This is a genomic window from Candidatus Woesebacteria bacterium, from assembly GCA_016700095.1.
Taxonomy (GTDB): domain Bacteria; phylum Patescibacteriota; class Microgenomatia; order UBA8517; family UBA8517.
The window spans coordinates 1,105,628-1,126,800 of the sequence record CP065002.1 but is presented as its reverse complement, the minus strand read 5'-3'; the positions used below and the strand labels follow the sequence as shown (position 1 = coordinate 1,126,800).

The window sequence follows — 21,173 nt, the reverse complement described above, 5'->3', positions numbered from 1 at the left end:
ATTCCCTTTTAAAAAATTACAACTATTCATAATGAGAATATTTCATGATGAATTTTTGGTAGCTACCGCTGGAATATTTTTCGATAATAAAAATAGAGTACTTTTGTTTAAGCATGAATTTAGAAATGGTGATAAATGGGGAATTCCTTCGGGTTATATTAATTCCAAAGAACATCCCAAAGATGCTCTCGAATGCGAGGTAACAGAAGAGTCGGGACTGGTTGTAAGTGTTGATAGAAAATTCAAAATAAGAACTGACAGAGATTCAGCACGTTTGGAAATATTATACACAGGTGAATTTATAGGAGGAGAATTCAAAGAGTCGAACGAAGTTGCTAAAGCTAAGCTTTTTAAAACGGATCAACTTCCGAAAATATCCGATGATATTAAACATTTTATATATCAAGCATACGAACAACGGATCTCTGGTAAAGTGCGTAGGTAGATCGATCTAATAACTATTACTTAAAGTAGTTTTTAAAGAATGTTAGATTGCTCCTTGGTTAGATACTTAAACTAAATATCAAAACCATCTAGTTTGGTATATATAACTTTCGTTAGCGGAATTTCATCAGCTATATTTTATTGCAGTTTACAATCGTTAGTGATTTTCAAATTCAATTTAAACTTACATGAAAGCATGACCATTTTCTTTTAGTTGACAAAAGCAACATGGTTGCGTATAAATAGAAAGCGAGATTCTCGCAATTTCTCACAATACATTGTGCACCACTACCCAAGGTGGTGGTGCACCAATAAAAGGAGGTGATAAAGCATGATTAAATTTTACAGTGTACAAATTAGAGAAAGTGTTGAAGTTCCGGAAAGCGCAGTTGAAGTCGTTACAATGAAAAACGGAAAACTAGCCGCAAAAGCAGTTACTACAAAAGATGGAAAGGAACTTAAATTATTTAAAATTCTTTCAAAAGAAGACGCAGAGCGTCTGAAGAAATAATTCATAGAAAGTTAACGCTTACCATACGTTAGTTTGCGATGCCTGTTTTGTTGTCGAAGTAATTTGTCAATGACAATTGGGGGTATGCAATGTAATTATAAAACCGACTTGTGTCGAGATTTTTTTGTGTCGTCAATCTAACGACTGTAATCGAGTCAATAATTTGTCACTTGATTTATTGTATGGTGGATGTGCTACAATACCGAAAGATAAAAAGAATAAAGATATTTACTGCATGTGAACATGCGGAAGGAAATTATCTTCAAACCCTTTTAATCACAAAAAGGAGGTGATAAAAATTGATAAATAAAAATGAATTGTTATGTGTTGTTGATGAATACGACACACCACAAAAACCACTACCAAGACATGAGGTATTTTCCAATGACTATTGGAGAAGAACTGCTCACGTCTGGGTATTAAATGACAAGAACCAGGTGCTATGTCAGCAAAGATCGTTCAAAAAAGATAATGGTGCCGGTAAATGGGAAGTTATCGTTGGCGGTCATATTGGACCGGACGATAATTACTTTACGGGTGCAGTGAGAGAAGTTCAAGAAGAAACCGGATTACCTGTGAATGTATCTGATTTGCAACTTGTCAAAATCTATAAAGCCAACGAATACAAAGAGTATCGCGCGGTATTCTATTGGAAAACCGATTTTCAGCTTCATGAAATTGTACGCGAAGAAGATGAAGTAGAAGCGGTAAAGTTTCTTGATTTAAAAACTGTAAGAAACTATCTTCTTTACAAAAAGCATGAGGACTGGATTAGTCCAGGTTACGAAAAAGAGATGTTTTCTATATTAAATATATAAACATCTCTTTTACTATTTCTCCCCGACACTTTTTAATTTATAACTCTTTTAAATATTATTCCCAATTTCCAATGTGTAAATTGCCATTGTGTTTAAAAGTGTGTCATATAATCCTTTTCAACATTTTTATAAAATCACTAAAGGCGGAAATGCTAGTTATAATAAAACTCAAAAAATAACAATAGCTTGATATGAGTGTGTCAATTATAAACTTCAAGCTCATAATTAGCATGCTAGCAATTAGTACAATAATTATAAAAATAAAATATAAAACACCCAACAAGAGGCCTAACTCAAAGTACAAAAAACTCCATACTAAAATAATTATAACAACCGGAATTAACAGCGAATACAAAACAAAGGGGTGAATTGCTTGATTGTAATTAAAATTAAATTCGGAAAAAACACTCATTGATCTTATTTCTTTGTAGTTTTCAGAAAGATTCTGAGAGTAGCGTCGTACGAAGTAGTATAGCTCTAAAATCAATACTATCAGAAATTTATCACCTTTAGTTTTGCCGATTTGAGACTCAATTATTATTTCCATTGTGGTGTGATAAATCTTTCAAAGTGTATCACGATTGAAGTAGTAAATAATTAAATGCTAATTTCAAAAAGGAATATCTTGTGTATTTTTGTCAGAAATAAGTGTTTCGTTAATGTGTCTATACTGACACCATTTGCAATTAATACTCTCTTTCGGCAGTGGACCTATTAGTAAATTATCTACTTCTTTGATGAATGTAAAAAATGTGCTTTCATCAATTGGAACTTCTAACCATTTTGGCGGGAAGCCAACATCAGCAATATTATTTCTGAAAGTAACTTGATCCGGATAAAAAATAAGCAAAGCAATCTTTGTGATACTTATCGGATTTCCCGACTTAGGATTTTCTAAAGCAAATTTATATGCGGTTAATTGAGTTTTGTACTTATCTATTTTGTCATCACTTTGTTGGCTGATTTTTAGATCAACCAAAGTATGTGTGCCGTCCGGATTTTTAACTAATAAATCATATTTTCCTTTAATAAAAACCGAGGTATCGGGAACCAGAATTGACTCGACCCAACCTTCCTGCGCAATTACTTCACCATCCGGTAAGTCAGAGGATAGTTCTTTAAGATTTATTCCTACCAGTTTTCCCTGAAGTCTTGTATTTATTGCCGAGAAAACTCCGGGCATCGGCATGCTTGGTTGATAAATACCTTGTTTAATTTTAAGGCAATAACATAATTTACATTCTTCGTAAAGATATGCAAAATCTGATGGTGATAATTTGTAATCCATATTAATTTACAATAGATATTATCTCTATTTTAACTCTTTTGATTGTTGTTTGCCAAAGTTTGGGAAAATATTGCCTATTTAAGTTAGTTTGAATACAAAACATTTTTAAAAACTTGTGTACCACTTCTTATTCTAAGATCCTTAAGCGTAAGCTTGTAGAAGTTTCAACAATTTTCTAAATCGGGTTAATTGGGTAAAATTATTTGTTGAATTTATATAGTTTTGGTCTATACTATAGGTATGAGTTGTGAATTGCCAGGCCATAATGAATGTCCGGTTGTCGGACTAGCGAACGAAATTAACGGATTAAATCTATTATTAGATGGAATAGGCACAAGGATACAAAATTCAAATGATCTTGATCAAGTTATTGCACTTGGTAAAAGAGCAGGTGATATGCAAAGACAAATAAAAACTTTAGAAAGACGAAAAAATGGGATAAGCAGATGTAAAGGGTGTCCTGTGGTTTAATCAACCTAATTTCTACTGATATAATTCTCCTAATTTATTATTTACACAAATTTCCACAAAAGATGCTGTTTATTGTCTCTGCTGGAAAAACGATAATCATTGATTAGTACCAATCAATTTGAGTTTTTATTTTTGGTTCGGGAAGTCTAAAATGCTTTCAGTTATCCCAACCAGAAATTACCCCTTCGACCTTTCTGTGGTCACTTACCTTTGAAAGTTCGTTAACTAACCCGCCCAAACCAGGTACGAAACCGGACTTACGTCGTTTATATAGTTCTTCGGCGGCTGCGACTTGTGCGGCGTCATAGTCATCAAGTAATACTTCTCTTCTCATAATGTGGGAATTGTAGATTGTTTAAGTTATTATTACAAGATTGATTTTGACCTGATACGAAAGTCGTAGTTCACCCGAGGGGTATGTAATTATTTGTACTATCTTACACTATGTGTATAATTGCGGTATGACAGCAGAAAATAAAGATAAGCCTGGAAAAGTAGGTGGTGTAGTGGCAACTCCAGGATCTTTATTAGCCCAAAGTTTTCTCCTTGAGATACATGCTTCACCCGAAATTAGTGATCGAACGAAAGAAAGGGTTTTCAAACAAGTCATGGACTGGAGAAAAGAACTTGGTAAATCTGAAAAAACGCCTTCTGGTTCCGAAACGTGATAATAATTTAGCTAGTTTATAACGTATTGAAGAGGTATTTTAACTTTGTCAGCCAATAGCTCACCCGACGGGTGTGTAGCTCCCCAATATAACGAAAGGGCATTGTGGGATTTAATTACCTACACAAATATTCACAAGGGATTCCATCATCATCTCCATCTGGGGCTGGTTAAACGATTATTGTTTACCTGTAAGCTTTGCGATAAATATATGATTTGTCAAAAATACATCCCATCCGTTTTGATGCATATTATCTAGAAACTCTCTACGATAATTTGTATTTTTATGGCCAAACGATATTTGCAAATTATCTTGATTTGTTCCTCTCCAAACGGCCCCAGGTTGAGCAATTCTTGTTATTTGCTGAAAAGTCGCCGCATGCTTTTCTATCGGAACAGCATGTTTGGGAAATGATTCTGCTGACAAAAAACCGGTAAAAGTATTTGGTGCAAACGGTAAGTTGTTCCAATCAGCACAAACAAACTTACCATAATCAGGATAGGCTGGAACTAACTCTGATGTGTAACCATTATCCACCCCGATGAAGTCTGTTTTAGGAAAAGCCATAGAAAACTCACTTACTGCTAAACCTGCTCCGCTACCGATATCAAGTACTCTCGCACCGTCTGCAAAAAATGATCTAAATCCACCCGTTGATCTATTCACATTTTTTAGTGTGACAATTCGAGGTTCACTGACATCAGCTGAGTCGTGCGCATAAAACTCAATCGGTCCATGTATTGACTCTACTTGTTGTTGCAATACTTGTCTTATCGCGTTATCAAGGGGTTTATTTTTTGTTCGTGACTCAAGGAATAATGAATCAATGTATTTTTGACCCCTTCTGGCTTGATAAGTGTTATATTCTTTACCGTTTATCTCAATTGTCATAATATGCAAATTATACTATAGATGAGCACAAAATACGCACTATAGGGTCAAATTGACGATATTGTTCCTACGCCTCTTGTGCTTTGGTAAGTAATTAATTAGAGTTGTTGAGTAATATGTAGATTATTACCCTCGGTTCAGTTTAGTGAATTATAACAAGGATTCCCAAGAGTAAGCGCGAATGACGAAAATGTGGTGACTAAGGGGTAAAGTATGGTCTTTTCTTGAGGCTGCGGTCATTAACGTTCACATTTTAGTAAATATACTTTATTCAGACAAAGATTCTGTAAGTCTAAAATAGAAATATATAGGCAATTCAGTAATTTGTTTTTCTTTTTCAGTAACGCTATTATAAAATTCCTTACAATTATATATAGTTAAGAGTGTTGATATAATATCTTTGGTAGATGGATCTATTGCTGTTGGGATAGCAATAGCACTCAAAAAAACTCCTGTAATGAATCCTTTTCTTATAAATTTCTTTTTTGCTTCATTCTGAATTTGTATAAGATCTTTCAATTCAGAGTATAATTTATTGTTTACAAAAGCGTTATATTCAACTTGTGTTTTAAAGAAACTAGCTTTTTCTAAAATATCATAAAGATGTTCTCTAAATGAGATGAATTCATCTTTATGTTTTTCTCTAATTTTTATTATATCTTCAAGTGATTTACTCTGTAATACAGGTAATCCATGTGCTAAAAGATTCAGAGTGTTGTTTTCCGATGTACTTCCTAGATTTTCTAATAATCTTGATTCAAACAAATTTGTTGTCAGATAAGTTTGACTGACTGCATTAATGTTCCCAAATTTTTGAAACAACAAACTATTTATCGCATTTCCGATTAAATTTTGTATTAAATAATTATCATATTTTAATTGTCTAGTGTTGTTAACTTTTATTCCATCTTTTATGAGATATTTAGGAAAAACTTCGAAATGATTAAATATTTCCTCTCCAAGAATATCTTTGATCCCCTCTAAATTATAGAAATTATCTCCGTATTTAATGTCAAAATTATTAATAATTGGATAGAGTTTGTTCTTTGCAATATCTTTTAATTTATTTTCTATTGACAATAAATATTGATCTTTTTTGGTGACACATTCACTACACATTAAATTTGTTGTTTTAGAAAACAACATTAGCTTTCTTTCAATTAGGTATTTGAAGTTTAATGCTATTGAAAAAGCAACTATAGACTCGTTTCTAAATTTTCTTTCAGCAATGCGAAAGTTGTTTACAGGATTTATATAGAAATACACAAAGTCAAAAGGATTATGAAGAGTCAGAGTATCGGCATAAAGTGAAGAAAAAGCTGCTATTTCCTGTACTTTATTTATTCTACATTCCCATGCACCACAGGATTTATCTCCACCGCTTAAGGAAATGGATGCTGAGAAGTTAAATAATGATGGATTTATATAATTGTTAGTTGTGGTTGTTATGATATATGCTTCAGTTGTGATTTCTAAAACTTTTTCAAAACTTGTATTAACAAAATAGTCGTAGATTTTCTTATCTGAAGTTAATTTATTTTTATCCATAAGGAGATAAAGCTCCTTTATTGAAGAATTACTAATACTTTTTATTGTTTTATTAAATTCCTGTGCTTCCATGACGCTATTATACAAAATTTTATTACTTCTCATGTCGTCAGATATTTATAGGAATATTTTCATCAATTAAAGATAGCCACTACGACGAAGCCGTAGTGCTGTGCTTCAATGTGTTGTGAATGATGTTGTAACATAGTTGTTGCCCAAGAAAAGAGAAGATTTTGTTTTATTAGACATTCTGGAGGTTCGAGCGAATTACTGGATGGTTATGTAGATTAGCTCCTATTGAATGAAGCCTTTCTCTTTCAAGCTGACAAATTCATTTTTAGTAATAATTAGATGATCGACAACTGTAATGCCAAGAATCTTGCCGGATTCAACAAGTCTTCTCGTAGTTATAATATCATCACTGGACGGAGTTGGATCACCAGACGGGTGATTGTGTGCAAGTACAACATAAGATGAATTATTGAGAATTGCTTTTTTGAAAACCTCACGAGGATGGACAAGGCTGGCATTGAGAATTCCAACTGATACGTCTTCGATGATTAAATTACTGCGAGTGTCGAGACACATAATTGAAAAGTGTTCTTTTTTTTCTTTCCCTATTCGCTCTCTTAAATATTCAAATATTGATTGCGGTGAATTAAGAAGTGTTGTGGGTGTAAGTTTTTCTTTAGTGTATCGTTTAGACACTGCTTGAAATAGCTTGATTCCAAATGCGTTTGAAGGTCCAATACCTTTTATTTGTTGCAATTCCTCCAGTGATGAATCCAATACACCCAGTAGTCCTTTGAATTTTTTTACTGCTTCTTTTGCGGGTTGTTTACAATCTTTTCTAGGGGTGCCAAGAGTTAGTAGTAATTCAACAACTTCATAATCCAAAAATCCGTCAAGACCAGCGTTTAAAAATTTATCCCTCAGTCTTTTTCGGTGGCCTTCTCCAATATGCTTTTGAATAGTTTTTTTGGTCATTAACTACTTATCAGTGTTAACGGAAACACCTGATGGAATACTTCCGTAATCAGTACCAGCTGTTTTTTTTGATCTAAGTTTATTGCGAAAATACTCTTGTGTTTCTGTGTCTGTGCAATAAACATAGCAACCCTTCATGCCTCTTGTCATCAGAGTTCGATAAGTGTTTTTAATTATCATGTCAGTGATTTCTCGGGCTTTTACAGGATTTTGATTCAACATCTTTTTATATCCAAAGATGGATTTATCAGTTCTTGCCCGTTTACTTGCATCAGTTATAACTTCGTTATCGCGAATTACTAGATCTGGGCCAATGATAACCCCAACATAGTCAAGTTCAAGGCCTTGAGATGTGTGAATACACCCTACCTCATTGACGGAATCAGGATGAATAATCCAGGCTTGACCGTGTTTATTAAGGTTCCAAGTGGCTTTGTAATCACCAATGATTATGTCCTTCAACTCTGGGGAATTTTTACTTACCCAATTCCAGCAGTATCCTGCAAGCACTCGGGATTTATTATCATTATTATTTTCAATAATTAATTGATGAACAGCATTCGGATTGTCTAATACTCTAAAATCATAATCAATATCTTCTAGTGTTTCGTTTGCCGTTTCTCGAATTTGTAGCGTATTATCGACCCATGCAAGATATCCATCTGATCCGTTACAGCGAAATTGAGAAGCTAACTTAAGATTATGTACTTTTGCCCCGAGTAGTTCAGCGGTAGTTTCGATATCTGAAATATTACCGACGTCTTTTAAAGTTACTCTTTGGTCCTCGTCTATGAAAAAGACACTAAATTTTGCAGCACTAATTAGTTCTTTGATTTGATTTTCACCAAGATGGTTAAATAATCCAGACTTTTCATTAAGTCTGTGAGCTTCATCTATGATCAGAGAATCAAATGTATTTTGTTCAATGTTGTAAAAAGATCCAGATGAACTAAATAAATTCGATATCCTAGATTTTGTAAATTTCCCAGTTAGTTTAATCTGATAGACTTCACGAGGTGCAGAATTTCTGGTTACGTACTGTGTTACTTGTCCACGATTGGTTAATTCAGTGAGTAAGTTAATCGCAACTACTGACTTGCCAGTTCCCGGTCCACCTTCCACTATCAAAACATTCTTGTTGCTTTCATTTGATTCTCTGGCAAGCTTCAATGCGGTTTCGTATACTAGTTTTTGATCGTCAATTAAAATAAACTCCTTGTTACCCTCAAGCATTGAAGATAAACTGTCGGCAAGCGCTTTTGATGGACGTATCTTCCCGTTTTCGATTGCATATATAACATCTCCATTATCTCCATATTTCACATATTTTTTGATAAATGTTTGAAGTTTCAGCATGTCTTCCCTTAAGAAAACAGGTGCTTTAGTAAGATATTCGTTATAAAATTCATTTTCAATGACAGTGTCACCGTCATTATTGTCACGATCATAGTTGTGTAGATAAGCACATGGTTTTAGTGCAATGTCTTGTTCCTGTACATTGGAATTGTAATCCTTCAAAAGCATTGCATAAGACCATATTTGATAAGAGGGATGATTAACTTCTCCGAAAAACTTCGTACTTACAATTCCATCTTTGTCGGATATCGCAACACCATCGCTCCACTGTTTTAGTTCGATGAGTATGGCGGTTTTTTTATGTTCGGAATTTGCACCAGTTAATATGAAGTCAATTCTTTTTGTCGTCCGTGGAATTTTATACTCAATTGCTACTCCTGTATCATCAGGAATTTCAGGATCCGAAACAATATTGTTCATATATAGCATGGAGTTTCTCCATGATGCGACTTCTGATTTACCCGTTGAATGCCCTAATTCTCTTACAAAAGATGACAATATAGACTTTTCGATTTGATTTGTCGTAACATCTAGATTGAAGTTTCTTTTTGTGGAAGAGTAAACGATCATAATTTTTCTAACTCAGTATATTTTTTTGCATTTCCCTTAGCTTTTTTTACGGGATACTTTAGCTCATTTTTTCTAATTTTCTTTTTTAAGGCACTAAATATGTTTATGTTTTGATCATGGCTCAACAAAAGTATCCAGTACATTACATCGGCCAATTCCTCTGAAATTTCTTCTTTGTGAGTTTTGACATACTCAACTATTTCTTCGTTGCTCTTCCATTGGAAATGTTCCATAACTTCTGTGGCCTCTAGCACCAAAGAGAGCGAAACGTCTTTGGGGTTATGAAATTGTTTCCAATCTCTAGCATCTCGAAATTTAATAATTTTCGCAGTCAGTTTCTGGATGTCTGATAATTGCTTATTCATTGATGCTATTTTACCACTTTTTCACCAATCTGGCAGGGGAGGGGGAATTGTTATTTCTTGACAAAGTAAAGTATAATTTATTTAACAAGTAAATCCTTATGCGTGGGCTTCCGGATGGTTGCTCGTAAATAGCGCATAGGGTTTTGTTTTTTAAGGAAACAACGGGCTTTCTTCTATTATTCTGCTATTAATTATATTGATGTAGCTAGAATCACCCCTTTCAATTTTTCGGTAAATTGCCCAACATGCAAAATCGACAGCTTGCAAACCCTTTTCTGAGTGGGATGGTCTTATTTCAATAGTAATATTTAGCTTGTGATTATTTTTAGCCTGATTTTCTAAGTACTGTTTAAAATTTGCATTAAGAAACTTATTTGTTTCTCTCTGAGAAGCGATTAATTGTATTTGGCCTTTGGTTGGAATCAGCTTCTTTGAATAGACTCTATCTAGTAAAATATTTGTTACGTAATTATAGAGAACGTGTTTCTCATCTTGTAATCTGGTATAGACCTTTTTCTTATTAAGATATATCGTGACTATTGAGATGTCTTGTTTGTTGAGAAGACTCAGCAGTTTAATGCGAGTTTTTGGTTTTTCGTTCACAGCATGTAGACAGCCTGTATGTTTTTGCTGTACCTTAGCGGGTAAACTTCTGAATGTTTTTTTGACTACTTTTTCAACAGAACGTTTGGTAGAGCTAAATAAAAGAGTTATCACAAAATAGCTTGAAGTTCCCTTTTTCTGGAAATTAAATCCCAAATCTCCACTTTCGTCGATAAAAACGTATGCCATTATTCTTATGATACCAGTTGTGTATAATAAAGTTACAAAGACCTCGTTACCGAATTGTCGCCGGATGGCGCGCGTCTTGAACTTACGTTCAAGTAGGGAACGAGGTCGATTCATTTCTTCAGACTAAATATTCAATGCGTAAGTGCATTAAGTGATGTTATAACTATAAATCCAATAGGGGGAGGGGGAGAAAATATTAATTACCTTTTCGTCAGTTCTTTGTCTGGGAGAGTACCGTCAAAGTTTATTTGGCCGTTATCAATATATGCTTCATTTACCGAAAAGCCATCAATTTTCCCCATGACCATTTCACCAAAAGAATTATATTCTTCTTTGTATTCTGCAATATAATTTGCAGGGACCGAGAATCTGCCGATTTCAAATTTAGAAACGTCAATGTTTAGATTTCCATCCTTAGCAGTTCCTGACCCCATTGCATAAAAAGGAAGCGTTTTCATCGGAATGTTTGCTTTTTCAAGTGCTTTTTTGTAATCACCTTGACTAATCCCAAATGCATTTAGAAACGCGTCAACTTTTGTAAGGTCAATTAGACCTGATACTTCGCACGTGTCATCATCGTTTATCCTTACCTGCACTTGTGAAATTGGATAGTGAACCCATGTTTTATTGTAAGCGTGTGCAGTAAGTTCTTCGCTGGCGAAAGACTCTTTTACAGAATGGCTGCCCTCGTATTGAATTGATGCAACTGAGTTTGCGGGAAGTTCTTTTACCTCAGTTTGAGCTTTGGCAAGGGCGTTGTCATAGCTTTCTTGGGAGTATGTCATACCAAGATCGCGTGGTTTATCACTGCCCATGACACTTGATACTCCAGGAATAAAGCCCAAGTATCCAATAACTAAAACGATGCTAACGACAAAGAGGAAAAAGACGACAAGAAGTACCTTCAACACTTTCATAATGATTAGATTGTAGCAGAATTAGGTTTAATAATCACGAGTTTTGATAGTTATATCCACTTACGTCGTTGTCATTTCTACAGCCTTTTTGTCATTCCCTTGCTGTGTCCTTCCGAAGCTATCAGCGAAGGAGGAAAAAAGGGAATCCAGAAAGAAAGGGGACTGGATCCCGCATCGAGTGCGGGATGACAATACGCTTTCGCGGGGGATGACAGGAGAACACTGGATCCCGCATCGAGTGCGGGATGACAATATGCCTTCGTGAGGATGATAAAACATAAGCCAGGAATGACAAAACGCTTTTTGAGGATGACAGAAAACAACATTGTCATTCCTTTTCACCTTTGTCATTCCTGTATCCTTTGGTTGTTTGCGTAGTCTCTTTGTCATTCCCTTGAAAAAGGGAATCTAGACATTAATACTATTTGTATGGCCAAAACTTATTATGTCTACATTCTTGCAAGTAAAAGAAACGGGACACTCTACATAGGAGTCACGAATAATTTAGAACGAAGGATGTATGAACATAAACATCATTTAATTAAAGGTTTTACCCAAAAACACAATGTTAGTATGCTGGTATATTTTGAAGTTACTAATGATATAGAGGCTGCTCTTGTACGAGAAAAACAATTGAAGAAATGGAATAGGACATGGAAACTGGAATTGATTGAGAGTGTTAATCCAGAGTGGAAAGATTTATCTGGGGACTGGATCCCCGATCGGAGTCGGGGATGACAGAGACGTTGTCATTCCCTTGAAAAAGGGAATCCAGAAAGAAAGGGGACTGGATCCCGCATCGAGTGCGGGATGACAATATGCCTTCGCGAGGATGACAAAACATAAGCCAGGAATGACAAAACGCTTTTTGAGGATGACAGAAAACAACAGAGGATGACAGAAAACAGAAGAGGATGACAGAAAACAACAGAGAGTGACAGAGACGTTGTCATTCCCTTGAAAAAGGGAATCCAGAAAGAAAGGGGAAAGTTGTACGGGAAATATTATTTGGCAGGTAGTTTAATAGAGTTAATTAGTTTGCTCTATATATATTTACCCGCAAGGGCTGCCGGTAAGAATTTTTCGATGTTTGCACGGGCACCTGGAGACAGATCTTTTTTTGTTTCCTCCAAAAGCAAATGTCTGTGAGCTTGGTTTATCGCTTCCTCGTCTCCCGCATCAATTTTTGCAATAGCTGCTTTGGTTAATTCATCGTTTAATTCCTGCAATTCCTCATCGGAAATAATAAGTATAAGTGGTTGGCTCCATGCTTTTACGATATTGTCTATCATGTCTTCAAGAGTTTCTCGTTTTGCATCTTTTAGAAATGTCCCGAACAATCGATTGCCAAATAACTCAAGATCATCCAATTGATGTTTGGGAAACTCTTTCGTTAATGTATGATAATAATTTAACGCATCTGTAATAAGATTAGTGTTATTGGCAAGTTTTGCAGATTTTACAATTGAGCGAATTTCTTTATCAATATCAAGCTGATCTTGTCTTGCTTCCAAAAGTTCCCCGCGTTCCTGTATGACAAAATTCTCTTTCTTAATTTCAACATAGGCGTCGATTAAATCTTTTAGGTGCTGAAAGGAAGTTGTGTCGGTATCTGCTGATGATTTAACTTTGGAGGGATCGGGTGAGTCATGTATCCCGCGGGCTTTTTTCAGAGCCGTGTCAAATTCAAGGAACAAATCTTCTCGATTAATATCAAAAAATATGCTATTTGTAAAAAAGCTCAAGGGTGGTGATCCGCCACCTTCTAACATATTTGCAAAAGGCAGAGCAGAATTATTGAGAACATAGGCACTGAATCGTCCCGATGGATATACCTTTAACTGAACATCGGCGATTTCATTGATATGAAAGATCCGTACCTTTTGATTTGTAAACGGATCGGGAAAATTTGTCAATTTGACAATGCGTTTATTCGAGATGATATACACTGTCTGCGAGAAAGCATCCTCACCAAAGTTATCACTAGTAATAAGAAGTATTTCTTCATCGGGTAATTTATCTTTGGATAGTTTGGACATCCACGACGCAAGATTTGTAAGGCTTGTGGCATATACATCATCACCAATTATTTCAGGGTTAAAATGGCGGCTAATAGCACTTTTGTGCTTGTCGTCTAGTTCGAATGTTTTAAATGCATTGAAAAATCCCATATATTACTTATTACCTGAATTTTTAACTGCTAAATTACCTAATGCCCGAGCAATACTTGGATTGGGTTGGGATTGTTTCTGTGGCGGCCATTCGGGACGCTTTTCTGGTCTCGTTTCAGAATTGGGACGTTGATTTGGATTACTCATATTTATTCACCTCCCTTGATTAATTATTGATCTTAATATGTTTTAAAAGTCATTAATAATTGCCAATCAGGTTCACTTTGAATAATGATACAACTTCTAACTATCAAAACAAGTACATACACATACAATCTTTGTTTTAAATATAATTGTGTAAAATTTATTATTTTGTTACTATTCACGTATGACGCCGAAGTGTCGAAAATGTCAATTAAATCTTATTAAATGTAAAGTTTGTAAGGGAGAAGGTTATACGGCTGGTATTGCAGGCAAGTTGAATTGTAACACGTGCGATAAAACAGGTTGGGAATGTCCTGCACATGGAAAATTCTGGCGATAGAGGAATACACTACTTTTATCATGCGACCTATGACTGACACTGAAGAAATCAAATCTTTAATAGCCTCGTTACCTGCATATTTCAATGCCTCGGTAGATATTGACGCGGATGGATTGTTGAAAGTGTTGGCAACTGAAGGTGTAAAATTCGCTGACGTTTTGGCTGCCAGTTGGTGTACGTATAATAAATGGAATATTGAATCAAGTGCTGATGCGCCGACTTTGGTTTTTATCCACACCAAAGGATTTATAGTTTCGGTGGGGAAGAATAAATTCATGAGTAAAGCAATAAAATATGAATCCATTCCTTTTACGGCATTTCGAAATTATGCACCCATAGACTATAACGATCAAGGAAAAGATGGAAAATTTTGCATTGAGTTTATGGGTTCTGGAGGAGTACTTATTGGGAGACTCCAATGGAGATGGTGGTCGAAAAGATTCCACAATGCAAGCAAAGAAATAATGGCCGTTTGTGATGAACGCGATAGGATTCTTGCGATTATCTCCAAAGCTATAGGAGGCCAAAATGATGATGTGGATGCAAATAATTCTACACATAATAATAAACCTGAAACACCTCCTTCGTCATCCATCGCGGAAGAGATAAAAAAACTTGCCGATATGAGAAAACAAAACATTATTACGAATGAGGAGTTTAAGTTGGCTAAAAAACAATTACTCGAGAATAATTAACGATTCTTCACTAATACTTTATACACATGATGCCGATCTCCGGAAAGACGACACCCTGTGGAGATTCAAGTAGAAACTTAATAACCCGTGCTACTTCTTTGGTATCAAGGGCGTCGGTCATATCTTTGTCGATTCCGATTTTTTCAAACATCTTGGTATCCAATTTACCCGGATAAATTCCCGTGACGGCAATTCCATATTTTGCCAATTCCGGTTGAAGCGATTTTGTAAAACCAGTGATGCCCCATTTTGCGGCACTATAAACCGACCTTTCCGCTTTTGCATACAACCCTCCTTGAGAATTTATGTTGATGATTAATCCCGATTTGCGTTTTTTCATTAGAGGAATAATAGCTTTAGTAATATAAATAACACCCAAGGCATTCACTTTCATAACGTTTTCAATGTGTGTTATGTCGTTGTCATCCAGTTCGCCCTGAATCCAAAGACCTGCATTGTTTACCAAACAGTCGATTTGTTTGTATTTCTTGATAATTAGCTTAATGGCGTTCTCAACACTTGCATAATTGGAAACGTCAGCTAAGACATAATCTACCCCAATTTCTTTTGCCACCTTTTTCAATTTCTGTTCAGTTGGCGAGAGTATGACAACTTGGTAATCCGATGATACGCATTTGGCAATTGTTCGTCCTAAACCATCAGAGCCACCTGTAATTAATACTACTTTTTTCATACTTTTCTATTTCCTACAAAAATAAATCTTGGAATCGTTTTGCCCCCAATTTTGACTTTCCCGGTAAACATCTCAAGCGGCCTTACCCATAATTTTGCTGTGGGATTGTCATATAAAGTCTCATAAACAACTAATTCTTCCAAGGATTCAGAGTGCTTTGCAACCCCAATTACGTTGTAGAGGTGACCCTTGTAATGTTTGTATTTACCCGGTTTCAAATTATTACTCACGATTTGGATTTTATAACATCTTGTATAGTTAGAAAAGTATTTATTCTAATAAAGAATTACACCCTACGGGTGAAATAAGGCTACACAACTTACTTTTTAATTATTAAATGATTGATCTTGCCCAACTTCCTTTGATAATCTACTTGATTTGAAACAAATTGCAGATATTTTGTTTTGGAACCAGCAAGCTTTATAATTAAATCGCTATTCACTAAGTTATTTACAGGTTTCAAATAATGGGGAAAGGATGTTAGGTTGCTTGTTTTCAATTCCTCGAGATCCAACATGAAAGAGGTTACGGGATTAAGATGTATATATCTAGACAGATGTAGTAATTCCTTGTCACCCGCGACATGTTTCGCTTTAAACGGTCGCTGAAACAAGGCTCCATATCTTTTGTTTCTAATATTATAATATTTTGCAAAGCTGTTTTGAAAATTTGATAAGAATTTTTCTATCCCATTTTCGGAAAGTTGTCTTACCAGTAAATGAAAATGATTGGGCATTATGGAAAAGGCATAAACTTCCACAAGAGGAATGATTTTTTTAGACTTGAGGTGTTCATTTTTCTTGTCTTGACTCAATTTTACAAAATACGAGAATCTCAAATTAGAAAGATTTTTGTAATAATTGATAAGGTCTAAGGCCCGGTTTATATTTCTGGAATTATTAAATATTTCTTCGTTGGCAACCGACCGGTTATACGTGTGATAGATTTCGTTAGTTGCAAATACAACTGATCTTTTATTGGGCATTACTAAAATATAATATTAATAGGGAGATGTGTAAAGCTATATCACCTGTAGGGTGAGAAGATAATAGCTTTAGAAGTATATTTCCTTTAGGGTGATAGGTTATCCCAGCTAATATGTTTTTCTTACAATTTTGCCATTACTTTTTGGCTTGTGTGTTTGTTCAAATGATATTTGGTATTTAATCAATGATTTGATGGATAAATATAATTTTATTAAATTATATTCACTACAGCTTGTTTAAGTAGAATTTATCAATTACCTCTGCCAGTCCATCTTCCTCGACCGAAAGAGCTATGTAATCCGCAATACCCTTCAAATCATTCACGGAATTACCCATTGCAACTTTCATGCCACATGCCATCAAGAGAGGAAAATCGTTATATCCGTCACCCACTCCAATTATTTCACTTTCCTGTATACCTAATATTTTTGATAGTTTGAAAACTGCGTATTGCTTTGTCGCCTTGATATTCGAAAAATAAACGTCAACTAAATGCTGACCCTTGTACGATGCTGCCTTCGTTCCGATGACGTCACTATACAATGAACTTACTTTCGAAATAATTTTATCTGCAATGTCTTCAGAAATATCGTGGATTGACAGTTTTCTTACTTTGGAGTTGTTGGGCAGTTTCGTTGGATTTTCAAGTACGCCACTATCCAACGAGGCTCTGCGTAATTTATACTTTTTTACCGAAGATATTACTTGGTTTGCTTCCTCGTTTGGTAAATTAGCTTCCCATATTGTAGATCCGTCATGACTATCAACAATTACTGCACCGTTATCAACTATGGAGGGACCAATTAATCCCAAATGGTCGACAAGATATTTAGCCAAGAAAAACGGTCTTCCAGTGGCAAGTGAAAATATTAGACCTTTATTCACAGCCTCTTTAATTTTGCAGGTCACTTTTTCTGAAGGAAGGGAATTGGGGATAATCGGTGTAAGTGTACCATCGATGTCAGAAATGAGTGCCTTGTATAGACTTGATTTATTAATATCCACCATCTTGTTTTTTTTGGATTTCTTCATACATTTCCTTTTCATTTTCCCAAACATTCCAGTCGGGTTCTGTCTTGAATCTTTCCAGGTTTTTAATATGTGATGTTAACCCTTTGACGTTTTTTAACCAAATATAACTTGTACCTTCGACACTTCGTTCCCATTCGTTGTCACTTAAAAAAGTTTTTACAACGTGAAGTGGTTCGTTATTCTGACATTCAAGTTCAATAATTATCCCGACATTGTCAGCTTCGTCGATGGTTATCTCATCTTCACCTTTTGAATACACCGTTCGTAATTTCGTCATTTTCTGTTCGTCGAAATAGTTGTACTTCGCTAAATATTTAGTTAACTCACTTCCGCTTTTTAATATACTTTTGTCAAAGGGAATTGTTACTTTCTCAAAAATTTTCTTAGCCTCATCAAAATTATTTATCGGAAATTTTACTTCAATTTCTTCGACATAGTAATCTTTTTGTTTAGGAAGATAAAATACTTTTTTAAACGAAAAAGAGCTATCGTTATTATCAATTCGCCTTAGTCTTAAGGCAGCAATGCTTTCATACAGAAACCAATCTTTTGTATCAAAGTAGATATCGGTTTGGTTAAGTTTGTGAACCAATTTATATCCTTTTCTCTGGATTCTTTTAACAAAATCGTCAAGTTGTATTTTTAGTTGAATCTTTATTTCTTTTTCCTGAGCCATTTATACGAAATACTAACACACGTGCGGTCGTTATTCCAGGAATTTAGATAAGGAGTGTTTGTTCAAAACGCTGTGTTAATGATTGCGAGCTTGTTTAATTCGGATCCAACTCTCGTTAAATCTATTAATTCGAAACAATTGCACTCATGAGTCTAATTTAAAGTTTTGACAAGGCGCTTGTTACATTATGTTGCTGGCGAACTGTGGATGTTATTCGGATCTATTTTCTTTACTCTTCCATGATCAGAAGCGGCAGTCTAAAAATAGCATCTTGAGTAAGGAAGTAAATTACGGAAACAACCATGACAGATAACATCAAAAGATAAAGAATTCTAATCCTCCCCTTTTTGTTCTTTGGTAACTTCAGGAAGCCATCTTTATCAATCAACGGAGAGAAAATAACACTTAAGATTTTTATTAAAACATTTTCAAGAAATTTCATTGCTGAGAATTTTGGTCTGAACTCATTTTATCGTTAAAGCTAAATATGTGGTTCTTTGTTTAAGTTATCAAAATATTTTTTTACATATATCCCAAATTTACGATCTTTCAGTCTTTTTTCTCGCTTATTCATTTCAAAATATTCTGACTCTTTCTTAAGTTTAAGATAATTATCAAATTTATTTATATCAAGCAAATTATTCGCTATTGCAGCCAATATTGCACATTCTGGTTCGTTTGTATGTGTACAATTAGAAAATTTACAATTTCTAGATAAGTCGGTTATTTCATTGTAAACATTTTCTATTCCGCTATATGAATCTGATATTCCAACTTCTCTGGTTCCAGGATTATCTATTACTATTCCGCCATTTTTTAAAAGATATAACTCTCTAACAGAGGTTGTATGTCTCCCACGCTCGTTTGTTGTATTAATTTCCTGTGTTTTAATTATGTTTTTCCCAAGCAATGCATTTACCAGTGAAGATTTACCAACTCCAGATGAACCCAAGAAACAATAAGTTTGCCCTTTCTTTATATATTTTATTAAATTATTAATTCCCGCTTCTGTTTTTGTGCTTGTTAAAATAACTTCTACTTTATTAAATCTACTTTTTACTTGAGAAAATAGGTTATTAATCTCTGTTTTAGAAATTAAATCAATCTTATTAAGTATAAAGACCGGAATAATATTTGCTTTCCGCGAAATAATCAAATATCTTTCAAATCGATTAAGATTAAAGTCTCTGTCAACAGATTCAATAATAAAGGCAGTATCGATATTTGTAGCGATTAATTGATTTTCTTGTTTATTGCTATATTTTTTCTCTAATAAAGTTTTTCTAGGTAGTATTTGATGGATTATTGCCTTGTTATCATTAAGCTCAGTTATTAAAATCCAATCTCCAACTGCGGGATAATCTTCTCTTTTTGTAGCATTAAATATTTGTTTACCTGTAATTTTTGCTAAAAATTCACCATTATTGCTTATTACCCTATATGCTTCTTTATATTCCGCAATAACGCGTGCGATTGTGTATTTTTCAACTTCCAATTCTTTAAGATTAGATTCAAAAAATTTATCAAATCCAAGTTCGTTAATCGATATTTTTGCATAATCCATATCTAATTATATCAAACGGTTTAAAAAACTAGACATGAGGCAGGCTTTTTACTACAATTTTTGGATTTTGCTGAACATACGGGTCTAAACCATTACTGTCGCTATAAGTGTACCATCTTGAAGCTAAATGGAACAAATGGGACAGTATAAAAAGAGTTAATAATGACGTAATTTGATATAGTTATATGTCATATTGGTTTTCTTTTGTCCCATTAGGTGGTTCTTTAATCTTCACCTTGATACATACCATGTCATATGAACGAATCTGGGCATGCACTGAGCCTGCCGAAGTGCTGGCGAGCATAGACGCTATTCGAACATATTTTGCTATAGTTAGTAAACCAGTTTTCATCCCTACTGTTACTCCAGCGTACTAAATTAGCTTCAACACAAAGTCATAAACTGAGTAATAGAAGGTGGTGAATATCAGTGCCCAATACCAGTGAAATAAACCTTCAGGAGTTACCCAACTTCTCTTTTTAGATTTAATCCAATAAATTCCGTGAATTAGCAAGTGTAATATTGCATAAAAAAGTAAATACACATATACTTGATTTCTCATAACTTTGTAAATCTCTTCGGCACTATCTTTTGGTACAATAAAAAGCCACAGAAAAAATAAAAGTAACATTAACCAGCCAGTTGCCGTCAGCATTTTCCTTTTGTTTTTTATTAAAGCCCAAACGGGAAGTATAAGTACTGTTGGTAAAACGATAACTACCAACCACATTGGGATTAAATTACTGTAATTATCCAATCCAAGATAAGTAAAGTGAACATTCAACCTAATCAGTGAGTATGTGAACAAGCAAAGGGTTGACACCAAAGTTAATACATATTCTTTAGCCATCATCGGAATACAGGGTATTTTTTCAGTGGCAATCTTTGGTTTTAATACAAAAAGCACAAGGAACCATAGATAAGTAAATGGCATAAACAATACGACCAAAAACGAGAAGATATTTCTTCCCTTAATATGTGCGTATTTGATAGTTCCCCAAACAAACATAACACTACCAACAGCTCCAAGAAGTATTCCTAAGTTGGTTAACAACTCATTATTAGTAAATGTTGCCCTTATTAGCGTACCAATAAGTGTGAAAAAGAATCCTAAACCTAGATATATTCTTAAATGTTTTTGAGATTTTATTAATTGGAGCTCTGCGGATAATTTATTTTGCAACCTTTCTTTCATAGGTTTAATCAATCTTTGTTTCGGTAATACAATTAGTGTAGCATAGTAAT

26 protein-coding genes are annotated in these 21,173 nt (G+C 34.5%); 7 read left to right on the top strand and 19 right to left on the bottom strand.

All coding sequences use genetic code 11. The annotated features are described in order from the left end of the window. The first annotated feature begins 31 nt into the window (after nt 1-31). The 3 genes from IPM62_05635 to IPM62_05625 all read left to right on the top strand — a co-directional run bounded on the left by IPM62_05635 (nt 32) and on the right by IPM62_05625 (nt 1,773). Nucleotides 32-445, top strand: a complete 414-nt coding sequence (locus IPM62_05635; protein QQS38831.1) for an NUDIX hydrolase — start codon at nt 32-34, stop codon at nt 443-445. Nucleotides 446-775: 330 nt separating this feature from the next. Next, nucleotides 776-955 carry a hypothetical protein gene (locus IPM62_05630; GenBank protein ID QQS38830.1) on the top strand — a complete coding sequence of 60 codons (180 nt, stop codon included), beginning with the start codon at nt 776-778 and terminating at the stop codon, nt 953-955. Between the two features lie 299 nt (nt 956-1,254). Continuing rightward, entirely contained in the window at nt 1,255-1,773 is a 519-nt protein-coding gene (locus IPM62_05625; protein ID QQS38829.1) for an NUDIX domain-containing protein, read from the top strand. 610 nt (nt 1,774-2,383) lie between these two features. On the opposite strand, the gene IPM62_05620 is transcribed toward IPM62_05625, so the two are convergent. Beyond that, nucleotides 2,384-3,061: a PD-(D/E)XK nuclease family protein gene (locus IPM62_05620; protein ID QQS38828.1), complete on the bottom strand. Its 678-nt coding sequence runs from the start codon at nt 3,059-3,061 to the stop codon at nt 2,384-2,386. Between the two features lie 240 nt (nt 3,062-3,301). Between IPM62_05620 and IPM62_05615 the strand changes: the two genes are divergently transcribed. Next, nucleotides 3,302-3,532, top strand: coding sequence for a hypothetical protein (locus tag IPM62_05615; GenBank protein QQS38827.1), 231 nt, complete (start codon nt 3,302-3,304; stop codon nt 3,530-3,532). 157 nt (nt 3,533-3,689) lie between these two features. Here the strand turns inward: IPM62_05615 and IPM62_05610 are convergent, their stop codons facing one another. Continuing rightward, nucleotides 3,690-3,866 (bottom strand): hypothetical protein, encoded by a 177-nt coding sequence (locus tag IPM62_05610; GenBank protein QQS38826.1) that lies wholly within the window; start codon nt 3,864-3,866, stop codon nt 3,690-3,692. A gap of 127 nt (nt 3,867-3,993) precedes the next feature. On the opposite strand from IPM62_05610, the gene IPM62_05605 reads away from it, so the two are divergent. Next, complete coding sequence (locus IPM62_05605; protein QQS38825.1) at nt 3,994-4,200, top strand: hypothetical protein; 207 nt, start codon at nt 3,994-3,996, stop codon at nt 4,198-4,200. 177 nt (nt 4,201-4,377) lie between these two features. Here IPM62_05605 and IPM62_05600 read toward each other — a convergent pair whose 3' ends face one another. The 7 genes from IPM62_05600 to IPM62_05570 all read right to left on the bottom strand — a co-directional run bounded on the left by IPM62_05600 (nt 4,378) and on the right by IPM62_05570 (nt 11,626). Continuing rightward, a complete protein-coding gene (locus IPM62_05600) occupies nt 4,378-5,091 on the bottom strand; it encodes a class I SAM-dependent methyltransferase (protein QQS38824.1) in 714 nt (237 codons plus the stop codon). A 267-nt stretch (nt 5,092-5,358) separates the two neighbouring features. Beyond that, nucleotides 5,359-6,711 carry a hypothetical protein gene (locus IPM62_05595; GenBank protein ID QQS38823.1) on the bottom strand — a complete coding sequence of 451 codons (1,353 nt, stop codon included), beginning with the start codon at nt 6,709-6,711 and terminating at the stop codon, nt 5,359-5,361. Between the two features lie 222 nt (nt 6,712-6,933). Next, nucleotides 6,934-7,626, bottom strand: coding sequence for a DNA repair protein RadC (gene radC, locus IPM62_05590; protein QQS38822.1), 693 nt, complete (start codon nt 7,624-7,626; stop codon nt 6,934-6,936). Nucleotides 7,627-7,629: 3 nt separating this feature from the next. Next, entirely contained in the window at nt 7,630-9,552 is a 1,923-nt protein-coding gene (locus IPM62_05585; protein QQS38821.1) for a DUF2075 domain-containing protein, read from the bottom strand. Continuing rightward, complete coding sequence (locus IPM62_05580) at nt 9,549-9,896, bottom strand: nucleotide pyrophosphohydrolase (GenBank protein QQS39593.1); 348 nt, start codon at nt 9,894-9,896, stop codon at nt 9,549-9,551. The genes IPM62_05585 and IPM62_05580 overlap by 4 nt, the downstream gene beginning before the upstream one ends. Nucleotides 9,897-10,067: 171 nt before the next feature. Beyond that, nucleotides 10,068-10,709: a DUF3800 domain-containing protein gene (locus IPM62_05575; protein QQS38820.1), complete on the bottom strand. Its 642-nt coding sequence runs from the start codon at nt 10,707-10,709 to the stop codon at nt 10,068-10,070. Between the two features lie 200 nt (nt 10,710-10,909). Beyond that, nucleotides 10,910-11,626: a hypothetical protein gene (locus IPM62_05570; GenBank protein ID QQS38819.1), complete on the bottom strand. Its 717-nt coding sequence runs from the start codon at nt 11,624-11,626 to the stop codon at nt 10,910-10,912. A gap of 429 nt (nt 11,627-12,055) precedes the next feature. Between IPM62_05570 and IPM62_05565 the strand changes: the two genes are divergently transcribed. Beyond that, nucleotides 12,056-12,364: a GIY-YIG nuclease family protein gene (locus tag IPM62_05565; protein QQS38818.1), complete on the top strand. Its 309-nt coding sequence runs from the start codon at nt 12,056-12,058 to the stop codon at nt 12,362-12,364. Between the two features lie 305 nt (nt 12,365-12,669). Here IPM62_05565 and IPM62_05560 read toward each other — a convergent pair whose 3' ends face one another. Both IPM62_05560 and IPM62_05555 read right to left on the bottom strand, forming a co-directional pair. Next, on the bottom strand, nt 12,670-13,797 hold the full coding sequence (locus tag IPM62_05560) for a hypothetical protein (protein QQS38817.1): 1,128 nt from the start codon (nt 13,795-13,797) through the stop codon (nt 12,670-12,672). Nucleotides 13,798-13,800: 3 nt separating this feature from the next. Next, nucleotides 13,801-13,944: a hypothetical protein gene (locus IPM62_05555; GenBank protein QQS38816.1), complete on the bottom strand. Its 144-nt coding sequence runs from the start codon at nt 13,942-13,944 to the stop codon at nt 13,801-13,803. Between the two features lie 366 nt (nt 13,945-14,310). Here IPM62_05555 and IPM62_05550 point away from each other — a divergent pair, with 366 nt between their 5' ends. Further along, nucleotides 14,311-14,976, top strand: a complete 666-nt coding sequence (locus IPM62_05550; protein ID QQS38815.1) for an SHOCT domain-containing protein — start codon at nt 14,311-14,313, stop codon at nt 14,974-14,976. Nucleotides 14,977-14,986: 10 nt separating this feature from the next. Here IPM62_05550 and IPM62_05545 read toward each other — a convergent pair whose 3' ends face one another. The 8 genes from IPM62_05545 to IPM62_05510 form a co-directional block, all read right to left on the bottom strand. Next, on the bottom strand, nt 14,987-15,670 hold the full coding sequence (locus IPM62_05545) for an SDR family oxidoreductase (GenBank protein ID QQS38814.1): 684 nt from the start codon (nt 15,668-15,670) through the stop codon (nt 14,987-14,989). Next, nucleotides 15,667-15,888 (bottom strand): DUF1653 domain-containing protein, encoded by a 222-nt coding sequence (locus IPM62_05540; GenBank protein ID QQS39592.1) that lies wholly within the window; start codon nt 15,886-15,888, stop codon nt 15,667-15,669. Before IPM62_05540 ends, IPM62_05545 begins: the two co-directional genes overlap by 4 nt. A gap of 101 nt (nt 15,889-15,989) precedes the next feature. Beyond that, a complete protein-coding gene (locus IPM62_05535; protein QQS38813.1) occupies nt 15,990-16,655 on the bottom strand; it encodes a transposase in 666 nt (221 codons plus the stop codon). 226 nt (nt 16,656-16,881) lie between these two features. After that, complete coding sequence (locus IPM62_05530) at nt 16,882-17,688, bottom strand: HAD family phosphatase (GenBank protein ID QQS38812.1); 807 nt, start codon at nt 17,686-17,688, stop codon at nt 16,882-16,884. Then, on the bottom strand, nt 17,651-18,364 hold the full coding sequence (locus tag IPM62_05525) for a CYTH domain-containing protein (protein QQS38811.1): 714 nt from the start codon (nt 18,362-18,364) through the stop codon (nt 17,651-17,653). The genes IPM62_05530 and IPM62_05525 overlap by 38 nt, the downstream gene beginning before the upstream one ends. A 229-nt stretch (nt 18,365-18,593) precedes the next feature. Continuing rightward, on the bottom strand, nt 18,594-18,806 hold the full coding sequence (locus IPM62_05520) for a hypothetical protein (protein QQS38810.1): 213 nt from the start codon (nt 18,804-18,806) through the stop codon (nt 18,594-18,596). Between the two features lie 39 nt (nt 18,807-18,845). Beyond that, the gene (gene rsgA / locus IPM62_05515) at nt 18,846-19,928 is read right to left on the bottom strand and encodes a ribosome small subunit-dependent GTPase A (protein QQS38809.1); all 1,083 of its coding nucleotides are present in this window, start codon (nt 19,926-19,928) and stop codon (nt 18,846-18,848) included. Between the two features lie 373 nt (nt 19,929-20,301). Beyond that, the gene (locus IPM62_05510; GenBank protein QQS38808.1) at nt 20,302-21,123 is read right to left on the bottom strand and encodes a hypothetical protein; all 822 of its coding nucleotides are present in this window, start codon (nt 21,121-21,123) and stop codon (nt 20,302-20,304) included. Nucleotides 21,124-21,173 lie beyond the last annotated feature (50 nt).

Coding starts and splice junctions, on each gene's coding strand:
- IPM62_05610 (QQS38826.1), bottom strand. CDS start 3,866: ATGAGAAGAGAAGTATTACTTGATGACTATGACGCCGCACAAGTCGCA.
- IPM62_05530 (QQS38812.1), bottom strand. CDS start 17,688: ATGAAGAAATCCAAAAAAAACAAGATGGTGGATATTAATAAATCAAGT.
- IPM62_05635 (QQS38831.1), top strand. CDS start 32: ATGAGAATATTTCATGATGAATTTTTGGTAGCTACCGCTGGAATATTT.
- IPM62_05550 (QQS38815.1), top strand. CDS start 14,311: ATGACTGACACTGAAGAAATCAAATCTTTAATAGCCTCGTTACCTGCA.
- rsgA (QQS38809.1), bottom strand. CDS start 19,928: ATGGATTATGCAAAAATATCGATTAACGAACTTGGATTTGATAAATTT.
- IPM62_05575 (QQS38820.1), bottom strand. CDS start 10,709: ATGGCATACGTTTTTATCGACGAAAGTGGAGATTTGGGATTTAATTTC.
- IPM62_05615 (QQS38827.1), top strand. CDS start 3,302: ATGAGTTGTGAATTGCCAGGCCATAATGAATGTCCGGTTGTCGGACTA.
- IPM62_05525 (QQS38811.1), bottom strand. CDS start 18,364: ATGGCTCAGGAAAAAGAAATAAAGATTCAACTAAAAATACAACTTGAC.
- IPM62_05565 (QQS38818.1), top strand. CDS start 12,056: ATGGCCAAAACTTATTATGTCTACATTCTTGCAAGTAAAAGAAACGGG.
- IPM62_05535 (QQS38813.1), bottom strand. CDS start 16,655: ATGCCCAATAAAAGATCAGTTGTATTTGCAACTAACGAAATCTATCAC.
- IPM62_05520 (QQS38810.1), bottom strand. CDS start 18,806: ATGAAATTTCTTGAAAATGTTTTAATAAAAATCTTAAGTGTTATTTTC.
- IPM62_05510 (QQS38808.1), bottom strand. CDS start 21,123: ATGAAAGAAAGGTTGCAAAATAAATTATCCGCAGAGCTCCAATTAATA.
- IPM62_05555 (QQS38816.1), bottom strand. CDS start 13,944: ATGAGTAATCCAAATCAACGTCCCAATTCTGAAACGAGACCAGAAAAG.
- IPM62_05605 (QQS38825.1), top strand. CDS start 3,994: ATGACAGCAGAAAATAAAGATAAGCCTGGAAAAGTAGGTGGTGTAGTG.
- IPM62_05585 (QQS38821.1), bottom strand. CDS start 9,552: ATGATCGTTTACTCTTCCACAAAAAGAAACTTCAATCTAGATGTTACG.
- IPM62_05620 (QQS38828.1), bottom strand. CDS start 3,061: ATGGATTACAAATTATCACCATCAGATTTTGCATATCTTTACGAAGAA.
- radC (QQS38822.1), bottom strand. CDS start 7,626: ATGACCAAAAAAACTATTCAAAAGCATATTGGAGAAGGCCACCGAAAA.
- IPM62_05595 (QQS38823.1), bottom strand. CDS start 6,711: ATGGAAGCACAGGAATTTAATAAAACAATAAAAAGTATTAGTAATTCT.
- IPM62_05545 (QQS38814.1), bottom strand. CDS start 15,670: ATGAAAAAAGTAGTATTAATTACAGGTGGCTCTGATGGTTTAGGACGA.
- IPM62_05630 (QQS38830.1), top strand. CDS start 776: ATGATTAAATTTTACAGTGTACAAATTAGAGAAAGTGTTGAAGTTCCG.
- IPM62_05570 (QQS38819.1), bottom strand. CDS start 11,626: ATGAAAGTGTTGAAGGTACTTCTTGTCGTCTTTTTCCTCTTTGTCGTT.
- IPM62_05560 (QQS38817.1), bottom strand. CDS start 13,797: ATGGGATTTTTCAATGCATTTAAAACATTCGAACTAGACGACAAGCAC.
- IPM62_05600 (QQS38824.1), bottom strand. CDS start 5,091: ATGACAATTGAGATAAACGGTAAAGAATATAACACTTATCAAGCCAGA.